Origin of the sequence: Bradyrhizobium sp. UNPA324 (assembly GCF_006658635.1) — a bacterium.
Classification (GTDB): Bacteria; Pseudomonadota; Alphaproteobacteria; order Rhizobiales; family Xanthobacteraceae; genus Bradyrhizobium; species Bradyrhizobium nanningense.
The window spans coordinates 1,280,242-1,296,795 of the sequence record NZ_LFJD01000004.1; the positions used below are offsets into that span (position 1 = coordinate 1,280,242).

The 16,554-nt window shown below is 64.6% G+C and carries 13 protein-coding genes and 1 pseudogene; 5 read left to right on the plus strand and 9 right to left on the minus strand.

The features are described 5' to 3' along the window. Window positions 1–35: 35 nt before the first annotated feature. Window positions 36–923: a ParB/RepB/Spo0J family partition protein gene (locus UNPA324_RS06205; protein ID WP_181769306.1), complete on the plus strand. Its 888-nt coding sequence runs from the start codon at window positions 36–38 to the stop codon at window positions 921–923. Between the two features lie 311 nt (window positions 924–1,234). Here UNPA324_RS06205 and holA read toward each other — a convergent pair whose 3' ends face one another. From holA to leuS, 3 genes are all read right to left on the minus strand, one after another. Further along, window positions 1,235–2,263: a DNA polymerase III subunit delta gene (gene holA / locus UNPA324_RS06210; RefSeq protein WP_128921090.1), complete on the minus strand. Its 1,029-nt coding sequence runs from the start codon at window positions 2,261–2,263 to the stop codon at window positions 1,235–1,237. Window positions 2,264–2,372: 109 nt separating this feature from the next. Then, window positions 2,373–2,924, minus strand: coding sequence for an LPS assembly lipoprotein LptE (gene lptE, locus UNPA324_RS06215; protein WP_128921089.1), 552 nt, complete (start codon window positions 2,922–2,924; stop codon window positions 2,373–2,375). Beyond that, on the minus strand, window positions 2,911–5,535 hold the full coding sequence (gene leuS, locus UNPA324_RS06220; RefSeq protein WP_141934037.1) for a leucine--tRNA ligase: 2,625 nt from the start codon (window positions 5,533–5,535) through the stop codon (window positions 2,911–2,913). Before leuS ends, lptE begins: the two co-directional genes overlap by 14 nt. 193 nt (window positions 5,536–5,728) lie before the next feature. Here leuS and UNPA324_RS06225 point away from each other — a divergent pair, with 193 nt between their 5' ends. After that, on the plus strand, window positions 5,729–6,775 hold the full coding sequence (locus UNPA324_RS06225; RefSeq protein WP_181769648.1) for a GGDEF domain-containing protein: 1,047 nt from the start codon (window positions 5,729–5,731) through the stop codon (window positions 6,773–6,775). Here UNPA324_RS06225 and UNPA324_RS06230 read toward each other — a convergent pair. Then, window positions 6,772–8,475 carry a diguanylate cyclase domain-containing protein gene (locus tag UNPA324_RS06230; protein WP_128921087.1) on the minus strand — a complete coding sequence of 568 codons (1,704 nt, stop codon included), beginning with the start codon at window positions 8,473–8,475 and terminating at the stop codon, window positions 6,772–6,774. The two genes, UNPA324_RS06225 and UNPA324_RS06230, sit on opposite strands and share 4 nt — an antisense overlap. A 110-nt stretch (window positions 8,476–8,585) precedes the next feature. Here UNPA324_RS06230 and UNPA324_RS06235 point away from each other — a divergent pair, with 110 nt between their 5' ends. Then, window positions 8,586–9,275 (plus strand): YggS family pyridoxal phosphate-dependent enzyme, encoded by a 690-nt coding sequence (locus tag UNPA324_RS06235; protein ID WP_141934039.1) that lies wholly within the window; start codon window positions 8,586–8,588, stop codon window positions 9,273–9,275. 365 nt (window positions 9,276–9,640) lie between these two features. Here the strand turns inward: UNPA324_RS06235 and UNPA324_RS06240 are convergent. After that, window positions 9,641–10,060 (minus strand): annotated as a pseudogene (locus UNPA324_RS06240) (2-keto-4-pentenoate hydratase); the annotation flags it as partial. 49 nt (window positions 10,061–10,109) lie between these two features. Next, window positions 10,110–10,646 (minus strand): L,D-transpeptidase family protein, encoded by a 537-nt coding sequence (locus UNPA324_RS06245; RefSeq protein ID WP_246667124.1) that lies wholly within the window; start codon window positions 10,644–10,646, stop codon window positions 10,110–10,112. A gap of 236 nt (window positions 10,647–10,882) precedes the next feature. On the opposite strand from UNPA324_RS06245, the gene UNPA324_RS06250 reads away from it, so the two are divergent. Then, entirely contained in the window at window positions 10,883–11,569 is a 687-nt protein-coding gene (locus UNPA324_RS06250; protein ID WP_007598630.1) for a response regulator transcription factor, read from the plus strand. 58 nt (window positions 11,570–11,627) lie between these two features. After that, the gene (locus UNPA324_RS06255) at window positions 11,628–12,071 is read left to right on the plus strand and encodes a cyclic nucleotide-binding domain-containing protein (protein ID WP_028133428.1); all 444 of its coding nucleotides are present in this window, start codon (window positions 11,628–11,630) and stop codon (window positions 12,069–12,071) included. 59 nt (window positions 12,072–12,130) lie between these two features. Here the strand turns inward: UNPA324_RS06255 and xth are convergent, their stop codons facing one another. The 3 genes from xth to UNPA324_RS06270 form a co-directional block, all read right to left on the minus strand. After that, entirely contained in the window at window positions 12,131–12,946 is an 816-nt protein-coding gene (xth, locus tag UNPA324_RS06260; protein WP_141934043.1) for an exodeoxyribonuclease III, read from the minus strand. Between the two features lie 217 nt (window positions 12,947–13,163). Then, complete coding sequence (locus UNPA324_RS06265; protein WP_128921230.1) at window positions 13,164–13,919, minus strand: outer membrane lipoprotein carrier protein LolA; 756 nt, start codon at window positions 13,917–13,919, stop codon at window positions 13,164–13,166. Window positions 13,920–14,071: 152 nt separating this feature from the next. Beyond that, complete coding sequence (locus UNPA324_RS06270) at window positions 14,072–16,546, minus strand: DNA translocase FtsK (RefSeq protein WP_141934045.1); 2,475 nt, start codon at window positions 16,544–16,546, stop codon at window positions 14,072–14,074. Window positions 16,547–16,554: the final 8 nt, after the last annotated feature.

Genomic DNA, 16,554 nt, shown 5'->3' on the forward strand with positions numbered 1-16,554 from the left:
TGGAGTGCTGCACCGTGAATCCAAGGGAGCTGGCGATGGCCGATGAAGCGCGTTCGCGACTGGGCCGGGGACTTGCAAGTCTGATCGGTGATGTCGGCGGCGAGGCCCAGCACGTCGATCGTCCGCGCGCGCAGCGCAAGGTGCCGATCGAATTCATCAAGGCCAATCCGCGCAATCCGCGCCGCACCTTTTCGGACGCCGAGCTGAAGGAGCTCAGCGAGTCCATCAGGCAGCATGGCGTGATCCAGCCGATCGTGGTGCGTCCGGTGAAGGGCGCACAGGACCGCTTTGAGATCATCGCCGGCGAGCGACGCTGGCGCGCCTCGCAGATGGCCGGCCTGCACGAAGTGCCGGTCGTGCCGGTCGACATCAGCGACAGCGATGCGCTGGAGTTCGCGATCGTCGAGAACGTGCAGCGCGAGGACCTCAACCCGATGGAAGAGGCGCAGGGTTATCACGCGCTCGCCAACGAGTTCAAACGCAGCCAGGACGACATCGCGAAAGTCGTCGGCAAGAGCCGCAGCCACGTCGCCAACATGATGCGGCTGACAAAGCTGCCAGCGGAGGTGCAGGCTTTCATCGCGACCGGCGAGCTGACGGCCGGTCACGCCCGCGCACTGATCGGCGTGCCCGATCCGCTCGCCGCCGCCAAGCGCATCGTCGAGGAGGGACTCAACGTCCGCCAGGCCGAAGCGCTCGCGCATGAAGAGGGCGTGCCGGAGCGCAAGCCGCAAAAGGCGCGCAGCACGGGGGGCAAGGAAAAGGACCCCGACACGATCGATCTGGAGAAGCGCGTCAGCGATGCGCTCGGCCTCAAGGTCACCGTCAATCACCGCGACCCCGGCGGCTCGGTCCAGATCAACTACCGCAACCTCGATCAGCTCGACGAGGTGATGAAGCGGCTCGCCAAGGGCGCGCTGTAGGTTTCGCCCTCGTTCCGCGGCGCCGGGCGAAAACCGGATCGCGCGGCCCGTTCAGTCTATCTCCCTCACCCTGAGGAGCCGCGAAGCGGCGTCTCGAAGGGCGGGGGCCACAGGCGGGCCTGCATCCTTCGAGACGCGCGCAAGAGCGCGCTCCTCGGGATGAGGAATTACCGCCATCATTGTGATATGCGACTCTCTCCCCACGTCATTGCGAGGAGCACTTGCGACGAAGCAATCCAGAATCTTTCCGCGGAGGGATCCTGGATTGCTTCGCTTCGCTCGCAATGACGGGGAGACAGTGAGAGCCTTAATTAACCCCGCCGCTTCGCGTTCGCCGCGATCGCCATCAGTGTGCGCTGGGCGATGGCGGCGGCGAGCGTCGATTGCTTGCGGGTGTCGAGCGCGGCGGTCGCGAGCTGCTCGATGACGGCGGCGAGCTTCGCCACGCTAAAATTGCGCAGCGCGGTTTCGACCGCGGGCTTTCGCGAGAAATGCAGGCGCGGATAGCCGCCGTCGAGCACGGCGGAGGCAGGCTGGCCGTCGGCGATGGCCAGCGCGGATTTGTGCAGCCACGCCGCCTGGCGCTGCGCGGCGGAGATGATTACACCGGGATAGGTGCCGGCGATCATCGCCTTGGCGAATTCGGTCTCGACGATGTCGGGCCGCCCGGCAAAGGCGCCGTCGACGATCGGATCGAGCTTCAGCTCGGAGGCGTCCGCAACCACGGCCATCACGTCGTCCAGCGTCACCTCGCCTTTGCCATGGGCGTAGAGCGTCAGCTTGCGCAGTTCGTTGCGCGAGGCTTGGCGGTCGCCGCCGAGGAACGACATCAGCGCCGCGCGGGCATCCTGTGCGATGCGCAGATTAGCGATGCGCAACTCGTCTTCCATGAGCTTGCCGAGATCGCGCTCGGTGTCGGGATAGCAGCCGATCGCCACCGCCGTCTTGGCCTTTTCGCAGGCCTTTCGCAGCGGCGATTCCGGGCGGAGCTCGCCGGCCTCGATCACGATGCGGCAATCCCTGACGTTCATCTCGGCCAGCGTGTCGATTCCGCCGGCAAAGCTGCGCGAGCCGGCGCGCACGCGAATCGCGCGGCGGCCGCCGAACAGCGGCACCGTCATCGCCTCGTCGACGAGGCGCGATGGCTCGGCGGAAAGCTCGTCGCCGTCGAGCTTGACCAGGGAAAACGGATCGTTGGGATCATCGACGGCGGAAGCGATCAACGCATCGGCACGCTCGCGCACGAGGCCGGCATCGGGACCGTAGAGCAGGATGATCGGACGGCCCGCATCGGGGCGGGCGAGGAAGCTGTCGATCTCTTTTCCGCGCAGTGCGACCATCGGGCCCAATCGTCATTCCGGGGCGCGCGAAGCGCGAATCCGGAATCTCGATATACAATCTCTGGATTCCGGGTTCACGCTTGGCGCGCCCCGGAATGACTGGAGTGACTTACGTGCCCGCGGTGAAGAACGAGGCGAGCCGGGTCGTGATGTTCTCGGCAATCTCGTTGGCGGCACGATCCTCCGCATCGCGCACGGCGCGGTTGCGGGAGAAGCGCTGATAGGATCCCGGCATGTCGTAGGACACGCGCGAGAAAGTCGAGCCGGTCATGACGGACTTGCCGGTTGCGGCGTCGATCAGATTGTATTGGGCGTCGATGCCGTAATTTTCGTTGGTCGGCAGTCCCGTCGCGGTGCTGACGATCAATGAGGAGCGGGTGGTGGTGAACCGGATGTCCAGCCGGTGGGTCGGCGGCATGCCCGTCGCCGAGCCGTAAAGCTTGAAAGCAAGCGCGTTGCGGATCTCGACGCCGACGCGGGCCTCGCGGGAGGCATTGGGCTTGCTGATCGGGGGCAGCTCGACACCCATCAGCTTCTCGCGCAGGCCGGGGGTGCCGTCGTTTCGCTCGGCATACATCGGCTGGAAGCAGCCGGCCGTCAACGCCGCCAGGGCGGCGACCGCCAGCAAGCGGGCTGCGATGCGGATCCTAGCCGACAACATTTACGATCCTCTTGGGGACGATGATCACCTTGCGGACGGGCTTGCCGTCCAGGGCCAGCTTTACCGCATCGAGGGCCAAAACGGCAGCCTCGATTTCCGGATTCTGGGCCGCTGTTGCAACTGTGACCTCGCCCCGCTTCTTGCCATTGACCTGGACCACCAGGGTCACGCTGTCTTCAACCAGCAAATCGCGTTCGATTTGGGGCCAATTGGCCTCGGAAACCAGCCCGCTCTGGCCCAGAACCTGCCAGCACTCCTCGGCGAGGTGCGGCATCATCGGGGAGAACAGCTGGACCAGGATCTGGCCGGCTTCCCGCACTGCCCAGGCTAAGTCGGCCGCAGGCTGCCCGGGACGCTGCAGGATCTCCGAGAAGCTATTGGCGAATTCGCGGATATGGGCGAGGCAGACGTTGAAGTGCAGCCGCTCGATCCCAGTGGTGACCTTGTCCAGCGCACCATGGGCCGCCTTGCGCAAGGCGGTGGCGTCCGGGCCGAAGCTGGCCGGCCGGGCCGCCGGCGCGCTCTTGCCGAGCTCGACGGAATCGTTCACCAGCCGCCACAGCCGCTGCACGAAGCGCGAGGCGCCCTGGACGCGCTCGTCGCTCCAGATCACGTCGCGGTCGGGCGGGGAGTCCGACAGCATGAACCAGCGGGCGACGTCGGCGCCATAGGTCTCGATGATGTCGTCGGGGTCGACCGTGTTCTTCTTCGACTTCGACATCTTCTCAATCGGGCCGATCGTGATGTCTTCGCCTGTGCCAAGCAGCGTGGCGCGGCGCCCGTTGCCGCCGACTTCGACCTTGACGTCGGCCGGCTGCACATAGGTACCGTCGGCCTTCTGGTAGGTCTCGTGCACCACCATGCCTTGCGTGAACATGCCGGCGAACGGCTCGTCGAGCGCAATGTGTCCGGTCGCCTTCATCGCGCGGGTGAAGAAGCGGCTGTAGAGCAGATGCAGGATCGCGTGCTCGACGCCGCCGATATATTGGTCGACCGGCAGCATCCGGTTGGCGACCGCGGGCGTGGTCGGCGCGTTCTCGTTCCAGGGATCGGTGAAGCGCGCGAAATACCAGGACGAATCCACGAAGGTGTCCATGGTGTCGGTTTCGCGCTGGGCTTTGCCGCCGCATTTCGGGCAGGTGACGTGCTTCCAGGTCGGATGATGGTCGAGCGCGTTGCCCGGCCTGTCGAAGGTCGCGTCGTCAGGCAGCTTCACCGGCAGGTCGGCATCCGGTACCGGCACCACATCGCATTTCGGGCAATGAATGACGGGAATTGGGCAGCCCCAATAGCGCTGGCGCGAAATGCCCCAGTCGCGCAGGCGGAAATTGACCTGCCGCTCGCCGACGGGCGCGTTGCCGCGCAGCTCGCTTTCCAGACGTTTTGCGACCTCGTCCTTGGCCTGCTCGATGGTCATGCCGTCGAGGAAGCGCGAATTGATCATGCGGCCGTCACCGTCATAGGCGGTGTCGGTGATGACGAACGACTTCGGGTCCTGCCCTTCCGGGCAGACCACGGGCGTGTTGCCGAGACTGTACTTGTTGACGAAGTCGAGGTCGCGCTGGTCATGCGCGGGGCAGCCAAAGATCGCACCGGTGCCATATTCCATCAGCACGAAATTGGCGACATAGACCGGCAGCTTCCAGCTCGGATCGAACGGATGCACCGCGCGGATGCCGGTGTCGAAACCCTGTTTCTCCGCGGTGTCGATGATTTCCTGCGCGGTACCCATCTTCTTGATCTCGGCGATGAACTCCGCGAGTTTCGGGTTCTTCGCGGCCGCAGCCTGCGCCAGCGGATGATCCGCCGAGATCGCCATGAATTTCGCGCCGAACAGCGTATCCGGGCGCGTCGTGAAGATCTTCAGCTCGCTCTCGCCGGCCGGCGTCGTCGCCGCATCCAGGGCGAAGCGGACAAGCAAGCCCTCCGAGCGGCCGATCCAGTTGCGCTGCATCAGCCGCACCTTGTCCGGCCAGCGGTCCAGCGTATCCAGCGCCGACAGGAGTTCCTGCGAGTATTTCGTGATCTTGAAGACCCACTGATTCATCTCGCGCTGTTCGACGACAGCGCTTGAACGCCAGCCGCGGCCGTCGATCACCTGCTCGTTGGCGAGCACGGTCATGTCGACGGGGTCCCAGTTCACCTTGCGCTTCTCGCGCTCGGCGAGGCCTTCGCGCAGGAAGTCCAGAAACATCTTCTGCTGGTGCTTGTAATAGGAGGGATCGCAGGTCGCGATCTCCCGGGACCAGTCCAGCGACAGCCCGATCGAGCGGAGCTGTTTCTTCATCGCGGCGATGTTGTCGTAGGTCCAGGCCTTCGGCGCGACCTTGCGTTCGATCGCGGCATTCTCGGCCGGCAGGCCAAACGCGTCCCATCCCATCGGGTGCAGCACGTTGAACCCCTTGGCGCGCATGAAGCGGGCCAGCACGTCGCCGAGCGTGTAATTCCGGACATGGCCGATATGGATGCGCCCGGACGGGTAGGGGAACATCTCAAGCACATAATATTTCGGCCGCGAATCATCGTTCTTGGAGACGAAGATCGCCTGTTCGTCCCAGAGGCGTTGCCAGCGCGGTTCGGCGTCGCGGGCGTTATAGCGTTCGGAGGTCATGGAATCGTTGGGGTTTTCGTGGGTTCGGCCGTGTCAAGACGGCGGACTAGGCCATAGAAGTCCTCAAGGGGTCAATGGGTTGCCGCGATTTGGAACCATGGCCGTCGCCTCCGCATAACTACGAGGATCGGTGTTGGCGTGTGATTAAGAGCTCGATGCCAATTTGCGGCCCGACAGGACCCGCATGACCGCGATGGATTCGAGCTTCGACGATCCCGACTACGACTATGCCGCCTCCATCGCCGGACGGGCGATGCGCAGCATGGCCGAACAGCGGATTGCGCCGACCCCGGCCAATTTTGCGGTCTGGTACCAATATTTCGCGGGCAGCCATGACGATCTGCGCAACGCGATCGATCTCCTGATCGACCACAATCGTCCGTTCGACGCCCGAACCAATCAAGACCTGTTCGAGACCTATGTCGCGCCCCAGGTGAGCGCCATCGCGGTCGACACTTCCGAGCGGCTGCAGGCACTGATGGGAGCGGCCAAGGAATTTCTGGCGACCGCGATCGCTGACAATCATTCGCAGATGCAGGTCATCAGCGAGGTAGCGGACCAAGGCAAGGCCGGCGTCGATCCGAAGGCGCTGGTCGCCCAGCTCATGAACGAGCTGGCCCGGGCCGCCACACGAGCGACGCGGCTGGAAGCGGGCTTTGCGGAAAAGACCCGCGAGCTTGACGTGATCCGCGATTCGCTCTCGCGCTCCGAGGAGCGCGCCCGGACCGACACGCTGACGGGCCTTGCAAACCGGCGCGCGCTCGACGAATTCCTGCGCAAGGCGCAGGCGACCGCTTCATGGGGCGAGCCGCTCAGCGTGCTGATGCTCGACATCGACCACTTCAAGGCCTTCAACGACAATTTCGGCCACGGCGTTGGCGACCAGGTGCTGCGCCTGATGGCGAAGGTGCTGCGAGAAAAGGTCCGCGAGCAGGATCTGCCGGCCCGCTATGGCGGCGAGGAGCTGATCGCGGTGCTGCCGGACGCCGATCTCGCCACTTGCGCCGAGATCGCCGAGCGCATCAGGCGTGCGCTCGCCGAATGCACGATCACGCGCCGCTCGACCGGCGAGATCCTGCCCAACATCAGCGTGTCGATCGGTGTGGCGCAGTACCGGGCCGGCGAAGCGATCACCGATTTCATCGAGCGCTGCGACCGCGCGCTCTATCTCGCCAAGGGCAGCGGCCGCAATCGCGTGGTGACGGAAGCCGAGCTCGATCGCACGGGAGCTGCGGGTTAGGCGCTGGCCGCCATCATCATGTCCGCCGCGCCGCTCTCGATCGCCTGGATGCCGTGCTCGACGACATTGTTGCGGCCGCGGTGCTTGGCGGCGTAGAGCGCGGCGTCGGCGGCTTCGATCAAGTCGCCGGGGCGCAGACTTTCGTTGGGCTTGGTCGCGGCCACGCCGATCGAGACAGTGACGATCATATGGGCTGAGGTGATGTGCGGCAGGCATAGCTTCAGCACGGCCGCGCGCACCTGTTCGCCGATTTTCACGGCGCCATTCACATCGGTGTTCGGCAGCAGCAGGCAGAATTCCTCGCCGCCATAGCGCGCCGCAAAGCCCATCGTGTCGGCGGCGATGCCGGACAGCGATTCGCCGAGCCTGGTCAGACAGGAATCGCCTTCGAGATGACCATAGGTGTCGTTGAACAGCTTGAAATGGTCGACGTCGATCATCAGCAGCGCGAGGTCGCTGCCATATTGCTGCGCACGCATCCATTCGAAGTCGAGCCGGCTCTGGAAGCCGCGGCGGTTGGCGAGGCCGGACAGCATGTCGATCGAGGCCATCACCGTCAGCCGGTCGTTGCTCGCGATCAGCTCTCGCTCGCGCTGGCTCAGTTGTGCGGCCATCGCGTTGAACGCGCGGGCCAGGGGCACGAACTCGGCCGGCAGGCGATTGCGCGCCGCGCGGGCCGACAGGTCGCCCTCACCGAGGCGCTTGGCCATGTCGACGAGCATCTCGATCGGCTTGATGACGAGCTTTTCGGCAGCGATCAGCGCGCCGAGCAGGACGAACACGACGACGAAAGCGAGCTGGAGATAGGCGGTGCGGATGTCGCGGCTGACCGCCGCGGACACCTTGTCTTCGTCGATGCTGGCGATCAGGCGGGCATTGGTGCCGGCGATGCGGATGTAGCTGACCGCGCGGCGCGAGCCGTCGGCGGCGAGGAAAGACAGTGAGCCCTCGTCCTGGTTCGACCGCAGCGCCCGGTCGGCGATGGCCGACATCAGCGGCATGTTGTCGAGGGGACGGCCGACAGCGCTGTGCTGATCGGCCGGCGCGGCCAGCACGGTGCCTGTGCTGTCGACCAGCACGGCGGTGATGCCGGCGCGTCCGCCCAAATTGCTCATCACCTTCGACATCCAGTCGAGGTTGACCGTTGCGAGCACGACGGCATCGGCGACGCCGCTGAACGCGGACACCGGGTAGACTGCCATGACGGTCGGTGACGGTACCGGGCGCGACAGGATGAAATCGCTCAGCACGAAGCGGCCGCTCTCCTGGGCCTGCTGAAAGTAGGGCCGGTCGCTGAGGTCGAGGCCGACATACATGTTATTGGTGGCGCATTGGATGCGTCCGTCCTGGCCGGCGATCAAAAGCGTGCGGATCCAGGGCAGGTTCGACGGCAGGCTCGCGCGTAGCACGTCGCAACTCTTGCTGACGCCGCCTGCGGAGGCGCGAATGAAGGCTTCCGATTTCAGGATGGTCTCGACCGATGAGATCACCTCGCGCTGCGCATCGGCGCTGTGCCTTGCGACGGTGGTGAATTCAACCGTGGCCTGCGCGATCTGCCGGGTGCGGGTGTCTTCGAGCGAACGGATGCGCTCGAGCATCAAGGGTGCCACCAGAATCACCGCGAGCAACGCAAGCCGCGCCCGGATTCCGAGAACCTGCTTGAGTTTCGCTCGCTTGCGGTTGAGACTGATGCTGGCCATCTTCGCTACCCACCCCGATGGTCCAAGGTAAAGCGAAGGGTTCAAAGACTCTTTCTTGAACTCGGTAAAATTGGACTTACCTCCGGTTACGAACACAGCCAAACGATGTCATGACAGAACCCAACGCCGCGCCGGTAACCGGCCATTCACCAAACGCGCTCGCCGCGGTCGAAGCAGAAATCGCCCGCGCCTGCAAGGATGCGCGGCGCGATCGCGCCTCCGTGACGCTGATCGCCGTATCCAAGACTTTCGCCGCGGATGCCATTACCCCGATCATCGAAGCCGGACAGCGCGTATTCGGTGAGAATCGGGTGCAGGAGGCCAAAGGCAAGTGGCCCGCGTTAACGTCTGTTTACCCTGGCATCGCGCTGCATCTGATCGGACCGCTACAATCCAACAAGGCGAAAGAGGCGGTCGCGTTATTCGATGCCATCCACTCGGTGGACCGTCCGAGCATTTGCCAAGCGTTAGCCAAGGAAATCGAATCCCAGAACAAGCACCCGCAGCTCTTCGTCCAGATCAACACCGGCGAGGAGCCGCAGAAGGCCGGCGTCGCGCCCGGAGAGGCCGACGCCTTCCTCGCCAGCTGCCGCGACACCTATGGGCTGTCGATCTCCGGCTTGATGTGCATCCCGCCGGTCGACGAACCGCCGGCGGCGCACTTTGCTCTGACCGCCAAGATCGCCGCGCGCAATGGATTGACGAATCTCTCGATGGGCATGAGCGCGGATTTCGCGACCGCGATCATGCTCGGTGCCACCCATGTGCGGGTCGGGAGCGCGATCTTCGGGCACAGGTGAGAGTCGTTGACGAGGGATGCGCCCAGCAACCGCTATCGATTTCATCATTGCGAGCGCAGCGAAGCAATCCAGACTCCCTCAGCGGAGAGATTCTGGATTGCTCCGTCGCAAGAGCTTCTCGCAATAACGGAGCACGTACACCGCTGCCACTCACGCTGGTGTCCCGGACAAGCTGCAACGCCCAAAGCGTTGCGGCGCAGAGCCGGGACCCAGAGCAACACGATACAGTGCGGCGAGATGGACCCCGGCTCAGCAGCGCACCGCACCGGACGATGCTTCGCATCGCCGGGGGGCGCTCCGCTGCGTCCGGGGCACGAGCAGCGAAGCGTTGCGTTCGCAGGGACGACAGCGGAGCATGAGGCGATTTACACGAACCCCACCGACACCTTCCCCAGCACCCCAAAGTCCGCCGCAAAATGATCGCCGGACGCAATCGGCAGCGGCGGATGGCACGTGCCTGTTGTCACCACCTGCCCTGCCCGCAAGGTGATGCCGAGCCCGGAGAGCTCATTGGCAAGCCAGGCGAGCGCGGCGCGGGGATCGCCGAGCACGTTCTTGCCGTGACCGATATACCGCTCGCCGCGCAGCGTGATCTGCGGCCGCTCCTCGACGAGATCCATCGCACGCCAATCTGCAGTCGTCGCAGCGCCCAGCACGAACAGATGCGCGCAGGCATTGTCGGCAATCAGCTGCGCTTCGCCGGCGCGGGCGAAATCGGCAAAACGCGAATCGGGAATCTCGATCGCGGGATGAAAGCTGTCGACGGCGGCCAGCACCTCGAAGGCTGTGTACGACGCTGCCCGCGGCGATCTGATCTTTGTCGAGCATGCATCCTCATCCGATGATGATTTTTGTTCGCGGGCCCAGGCGCCGCAGCAATTGCAGCATCGCAGATTTCGTCATCGAGACGCAGCCTGCGGTCGGACCGAAATTGTCGCGGGCCAGGTGCAGAAATACCGCGCTGCCACGGCCGGCGATCCGCGGCCTGGTATTGTGGTCGATCTCGATGATGAAGTCATAGAGATGGTCGGCGCGCTTGAGGCGGTCGCCGCCCTGCCCCTCGCCGCGCCGGATTCGCTGGTTGTAGTGGCGGTCGCCGGGATCCTCACACCAGGCGTCCTCTCCGGTGATGGCTCGGGTCGGCAAGAAGCTCTGCGGACGGCTATGCCGGTCGCCCCGCCACCACAATCGCCGGGGATGGAAGCTGCCTCTGGGAGTGCCGCCGTCGCCCTCGCGCTTGTTGGCGAGGATGCCGCCCCGTCCCAGCGCGACCGGTATGGTCAGCGATCCCGCAATCAGCCAGCCTCGCAGCGGATTGCCGGCCGCAGGCTTAACGCGGATTGCGGAGAGCGGTCCGGCACTGCGATTCATGGTGTAACCGATTGAAGCAGCTCTATTTTTCATGTGAACGTGCAATGTCGAATTCATTACAGGACATTCATCAAAACGCCCTGCTATTCTGGGTTAGAGTGGTTCTGGCTTGTGAATCGGTGACAGCCCACTACTTCAACACGAATAACAATAACAACAGCGACCCCTAAACTTCCCCTCACGGCTGAGTGCGGCATGGATGCGCGCCGAGCCGGACCCCAAAAGGATGACCCCCTATGGCCAATGCCCGCAAGATCCTGATCGTGGATGACGATACCGATCTGCGCGATACGTTGGTGGAGCAATTATCGCTACACGAAGAGTTCGAAGCCTCCGCCGTCGATACCGGCGCCAAGGGCGCGAGCGCCGCCAAGGCCAATGCCCCCGATCTCGTTCTGATGGATGTCGGCCTGCCCGACACCGACGGCCGTGAGGTGGTCCGCTCCTTGCGCAAGGGCGGCTTCAAGGCCCCGATCATCATGCTGACCGGGCACGACACCGATTCCGATACGATTTTGGGGCTGGAATCCGGCGCCAACGACTATGTAGCCAAGCCCTTCCGCTTCGCCGTTCTGCTGGCCCGCATTCGCGCCCAGCTCCGCCAGCACGAGGCCAGCGAGGACGCGGTGTTCTCGGTCGGCCCCTACTCCTTCCGTCCCGGCTCGAAAATGCTCACCGCGGCCAATGCGCGCAAGGTGCGGCTGACGGAGAAGGAAACCGCCATCCTCCGCTTCCTCTACCGGGCCGGCCAGATGCCGGTCTCGCGCGAAACTCTGCTCCAGGAGGTCTGGGGCTATAATTCCGGCGTCACCACCCACACGCTGGAAACCCACATCTACCGCCTGCGCCAGAAGATCGAGAAGGACGCCGCCAACCCGGAAATCCTGGTCACGGAAGCCGGTGGCTACAAGCTGGTGCCGTGATACGCTCGAAGGGCGTGCGAATCGTTTTAGATCGCATGCCCTTGAGCCTCGGATCTGAATGTCAATCGACGACGACGTAGCGCTTCTCGAGCGAGTCCCGACACTGCGCCTGTTGGGAGACGCCTCGTTGCGCATGCTGGCGATCGGCTCCGAGCAGCGCGACTTCGTCCGCGGCGACACCCTGTTCAATCTCGGCGACGATGCCGATGCCGGCTTCGTGGTCCAGCGCGGCGCCTTCCGGGTCGAGGACGGCGCCGGCGCCGAAATGATCGCCGGTCCCGGCGCGTTGATCGGCGAGCTCGCGCTGGTGGTGCCGATGAAACGCCCATCGAGCGCGATCGCGCTGGAGCACTCCTCCGTCATCCGCGTCGCCCGCAGCCTGTTCCAGCGCGTGCTCGAAAGCGACCCTGCCGCCGCCGTGCGCCTGCGCGACGAATTTGCGGTCCGCTCCAGCCAGATCGCAAGCGATATATTGATGGCGGGCGCGAAGCTGACGTCGTAGCTATCTCCACTCGTCATTCCGGGGCGAGCGTAGCGCGAACCCGGAATGACAAAGGTGGCTCACACCTCCAGCGTCACCGTCACGGGCACATGGTCCGACGGCCGCTCCCAGCTCCGCGCGTCGCGCAAAATCCTAAAATCGCTGACCGCATCCTTCAGCGCGCGCGAAACCCAGATGTGGTCGAGCCTGCGGCCGCGATCGCCGACGGTCCAGTCGGGGGAGCGGTAGCTCCACCACGTATAGACCTTCTCCGACAGCGGAATGCGGTCGCGTGCGACATCGACCCATTCGCCGGCTTCGAGCGCCGCCTTGAGCTTCTCGGTTTCGACAGGCGTATGCGAGACCACCTTCAGAAGCTGCTTGTGCGACCACACGTCGTTCTCGTGCGGGGCGACGTTGAGATCGCCGACCAGGATGTGGCGATCCTGCCCACGCGGATGCAGCGGCTCGCACGCCTTCATCTCGTCGAGGAAGCGAAGCTTGTGGTCGAACTTCTCGTTCACCGCGGGATCGGGAATGTCGCCGCCGGCGGGCACGTAGAAATTATGCAGCACCAGTGGCTTTGCGATATTGGCCTTCTCGCCGAACGATACGGAGATGTGGCGCGAATCCACCTTGTCGCAGAAGGTGCGGATGTCCGTGGACTCGAACGGAATCTTCGAGACGATGGCAACGCCGTGATAGCCCTTCTGCCCGTTCAGTGCGACGTGCTCATAGCCGAGCCGCTTGAAACGCTTCAGCGGAAAGGCGTCGTCGATGCACTTGGTCTCCTGCAGGCACAGCACGTCGGGGCGCGCGCTCTTGAGGAATTTCGCGACCAGGTCGATGCGCAGCCGCACCGAATTGATGTTCCAGGTTGTCAGGGAAAAACGCATGAGGGATGCGTCTTAGCAAGCTCTCGTAGGGCGGGCAAAGGCGCAAAGCGCCGTGCCCACCGCGTTTTTGGAGTTGGAAGCAAACGCTCGGTCCGATTGCGTGCCCCGGACGCTGCGCGGCACGAAGTGACGCGCTGCAGAGCCGGGGCCCATCTTGCGGCATTCTAGGTCCCGGCTCTGCGCTCCGCTTCGCTGCGCTGGTCCGGGACACGGGAGTTCAACCCGGCGCAGGGCCGTAATTGGTGAAATCGATCTTGAACATGCCGGGATCGAGCTTCTTGCTCGAATCCAGATTGTAGACCGCGATCGTGGTGTCGTAGCCCTGCGGGTCGGTGACGGTCCACTGCTTCAGCTGGCCGTCCTTGGCGCCGAACATCAGCAGCAAGCGGCTGGTGCCGACCAGCGCCTGCTTCTCCTCGATGGTGACGCTGACGAAGACGTCGTCGGCCGAGACGTTGACGACGTTGGTGTCCTTCATCAGGTCGATGCGGTCGGACAAGAGGAAGCGCAACGGCGTCTGCGACAGCGGATAGACATCCTGGGTCGCAAGCTTGCGGTCGCGCACCACCAATGACGATCCGTCGGCGACGATGTCGATCGGGCTTGGCGCATCATATTCGAAACGCACCTTGCCCGGCTTCTGGATGTAGAAATCGCCCTGCGTCTTGCTGCCGTCGGGGCCGACCTGGACGAAGTTTCCAACCAGCGTCTGCAGCGACGAGAGATAGGCGCTGACCTTGGCCGCCTGCGCCTTCTGGTTGGCATCGAAGGTCTGGAAGATGCTGCTCGGCACGTTGCGGCGCGGATCCGGAATCACCGGAGTCGGCGGCGTCTGCGTCGCGCCGGTGACAGCGGGCCCACCGCCTCCGGATTGAGCATCACGGCCCTTCGGCGCGGGCTTCGGCACAGGCACGGACTGCGCGAGCGACGTCGCAGTCACCATCGCGGCAGTGACGAGCAGCACGCCGGCCACGCGCGCGCCTCGCGCAGCGATGGTGGCAGCGAATCGAATGTCCGGATGTCTGATCAACGCGTCGTCCTAACGTGGCTGGGCGCCTTTTAGCGTGATTTCGGGCAAAAGCAGATATCGATTTTGCGTGAAATGATGTCTCGAGGCTCCGCGCCTCACATATGGCTGTCTTCTTCCTCGACCAGAATCTCGCGCTTGCCGGCGTGATTGGCGGGTCCGACGATGCCTTCCAGTTCCATGCGCTCCATCAGCGATGCGGCGCGGTTATAGCCGATTTGCAGGCGGCGCTGGATATAGCTGGTCGAGGCCTTGCGGTCGCGTTTCACGATCGCAACGGCCTGCTGGAAGAGATCGCCACCGCCGTCCGCGCCCATGCCGCTGGCGTCGAACACGGCTCCGCCGTCCTCGTCCTCGCTCGGCTCTTCGGCGGTCACCGCCTCGAGATATTCCGGTTGTCCCTGCGTCTTGAGGTGACGCACCACCTTCTCGACTTCCTCGTCGGACGCGAACGGTCCGTGCACGCGGCTGATGCGGCCGCCGCCGGCCATGTAGAGCATGTCGCCCTGGCCGAGCAGTTGCTCGGCGCCCATCTCGCCCAGAATGGTGCGGCTGTCGATCTTGGACGTGACCTGGAAGGCGATGCGGGTCGGGAAGTTCGCCTTGATGGTGCCGGTGATGACGTCGACCGACGGACGCTGCGTCGCCAGGATCACGTGCAGGCCGGCGGCGCGCGCCATCTGCGCGAGACGCTGCACCGCGCCTTCGATGTCCTTGCCGGCGACCATCATCAGGTCGGCCATTTCGTCGACGATGATGACGATGTAGGGCAGCGGGTCGAGCGAGAGCTTCTCTTCCTCGTAGATCGCCTTGCCGGTCTCCTTGTCGAAGCCGGTATGCACCGTGCGCGTCGGCTCCTCGCCCTTGGCCTTCAATTCCAGCAGGCGCGTGTTGTAGCCGTCGATGTTGCGCACACCGAGCTTGGCCATGTTCTTGTAGCGCTCTTCCATCTCGCGCACGGCCCATTTCAGCGCGACCACCGCCTTCTTAGGGTCGGTCACGACGGGCGTGAGCAGATGGGGAATGCCGTCATAGACGGAGAGTTCGAGCATCTTCGGATCGACCATGATCAGGCGGCACTGGTCCGGGCGCAGCCGGTAGACCAGGCTGAGGATCATGGTGTTGATGGCGACCGATTTGCCGGAGCCGGTGGTGCCGGCGATCAGCATGTGCGGCGTGCGCGCGAGGTCGATGATGACGGGATCGCCGCCGATGGTCTTGCCGAGGCACAGCGGCAGCTTCGCCACCGTCTCTGTCGCTTCCTTGGCGACCAGCAATTCGCGCAAATAGACCTTTTCGCGATGCGCGTTCGGCAGCTCGATGCCGATGGCGTTGCGGCCCGGCACGACGGCGACGCGAGCCGACAGCGCGCTCATCGAGCGGGCGATGTCGTCGGCAAGTCCGATCACGCGCGACGATTTGATGCCGGGCGCGGGCTCCAGCTCGTACAGCGTGACGACGGGGCCCGGATTGGCTTTCACGATCTCGCCGCGCACGCCGAAATCCTGCAGCACCCCTTCGAGCGAACGCGAATTGGCTTCGAGCTCGGCCTTGCTGAGCGGCTGGCGATCGCCGGCCTTCGGCGCGGCCAGCATGGAGACGGAGGGAAGATCGAACTTGTCGGAGGATTTCTTGGCAGGAGCCTTCGGCGCAGCCTTCTTGCGCGGGGCGCGCGCGACGGGCTCCTCTTCCTCTTCTTCCTCGTCTTCTTCGTGCTGGTCCTCGTAGTCCTCGTCTTCGGGCTGCGGTGAGATCGAGGGCGCGGCACGGCCGCCGCCGAGATTCGGCTCCTGACGGCTGAACGCCACGGCCTTGGTCTTCGGTCCGCTCGAGACCAGCGAACGGTAGGCGGCACCACACAGCCAGATCAGCCGCGCCTTCGTGCTCATCAGCGCATGGAACAACCAGCCCAGCGACACCGAGCCTCGATCGTTCTCATCGTCTTCGTCGAGCGGCTTGTCGTCATCCTCGATCTCCGTGAGCTCGTCGTCACGCTCTCGGGCGCCAAGACCGCAGGCGATCAGGAAGGTCGCGGCCATTGCGGCGAACAGGATCGTGCCCAGCACGATGCGGTAGATCGTGCCGGCGGGTCCGAAAATCACTGCGGGCGCGCGCACCAGGGCGTCGCCGACCACGCCGCCGAGGCCGGTTGGCAGCGGCCATGCGCCGCCATGCGGCCAGCAGCTGACGAAGCCCGCCGCGATGACCGTGCAGAGAACCCAGGAGCCGAGCCGCAACGCTTCGCGGTCGAACAGGCGATGCGTCATCATGCGCCAGCCCCAGACCGCGACGGTCAGGACCAGCATGATCGCGCCGAGCCCGAGGATCTGCATCGCCAGATCGGCACCGATCGCGCCGGCATAGCCGAGGATGTTGCGGATCGGCCGCGAGGTGGCGTGGCTGAGGCTGGGATCCTGCACCGACCAGGTCATCAGCGCGGCCGAGGCGAGGCCCGCCAGCGCGATCAGGCCGAGGCCGGTGAGCTCGCGCATGCGCCGCGCCAGACTCTCGCGGATCGATGGCGGCAGATGACCGACCAGTGGAATGACACGTTCAATTGCCGACATGCTCATGGGCCCCG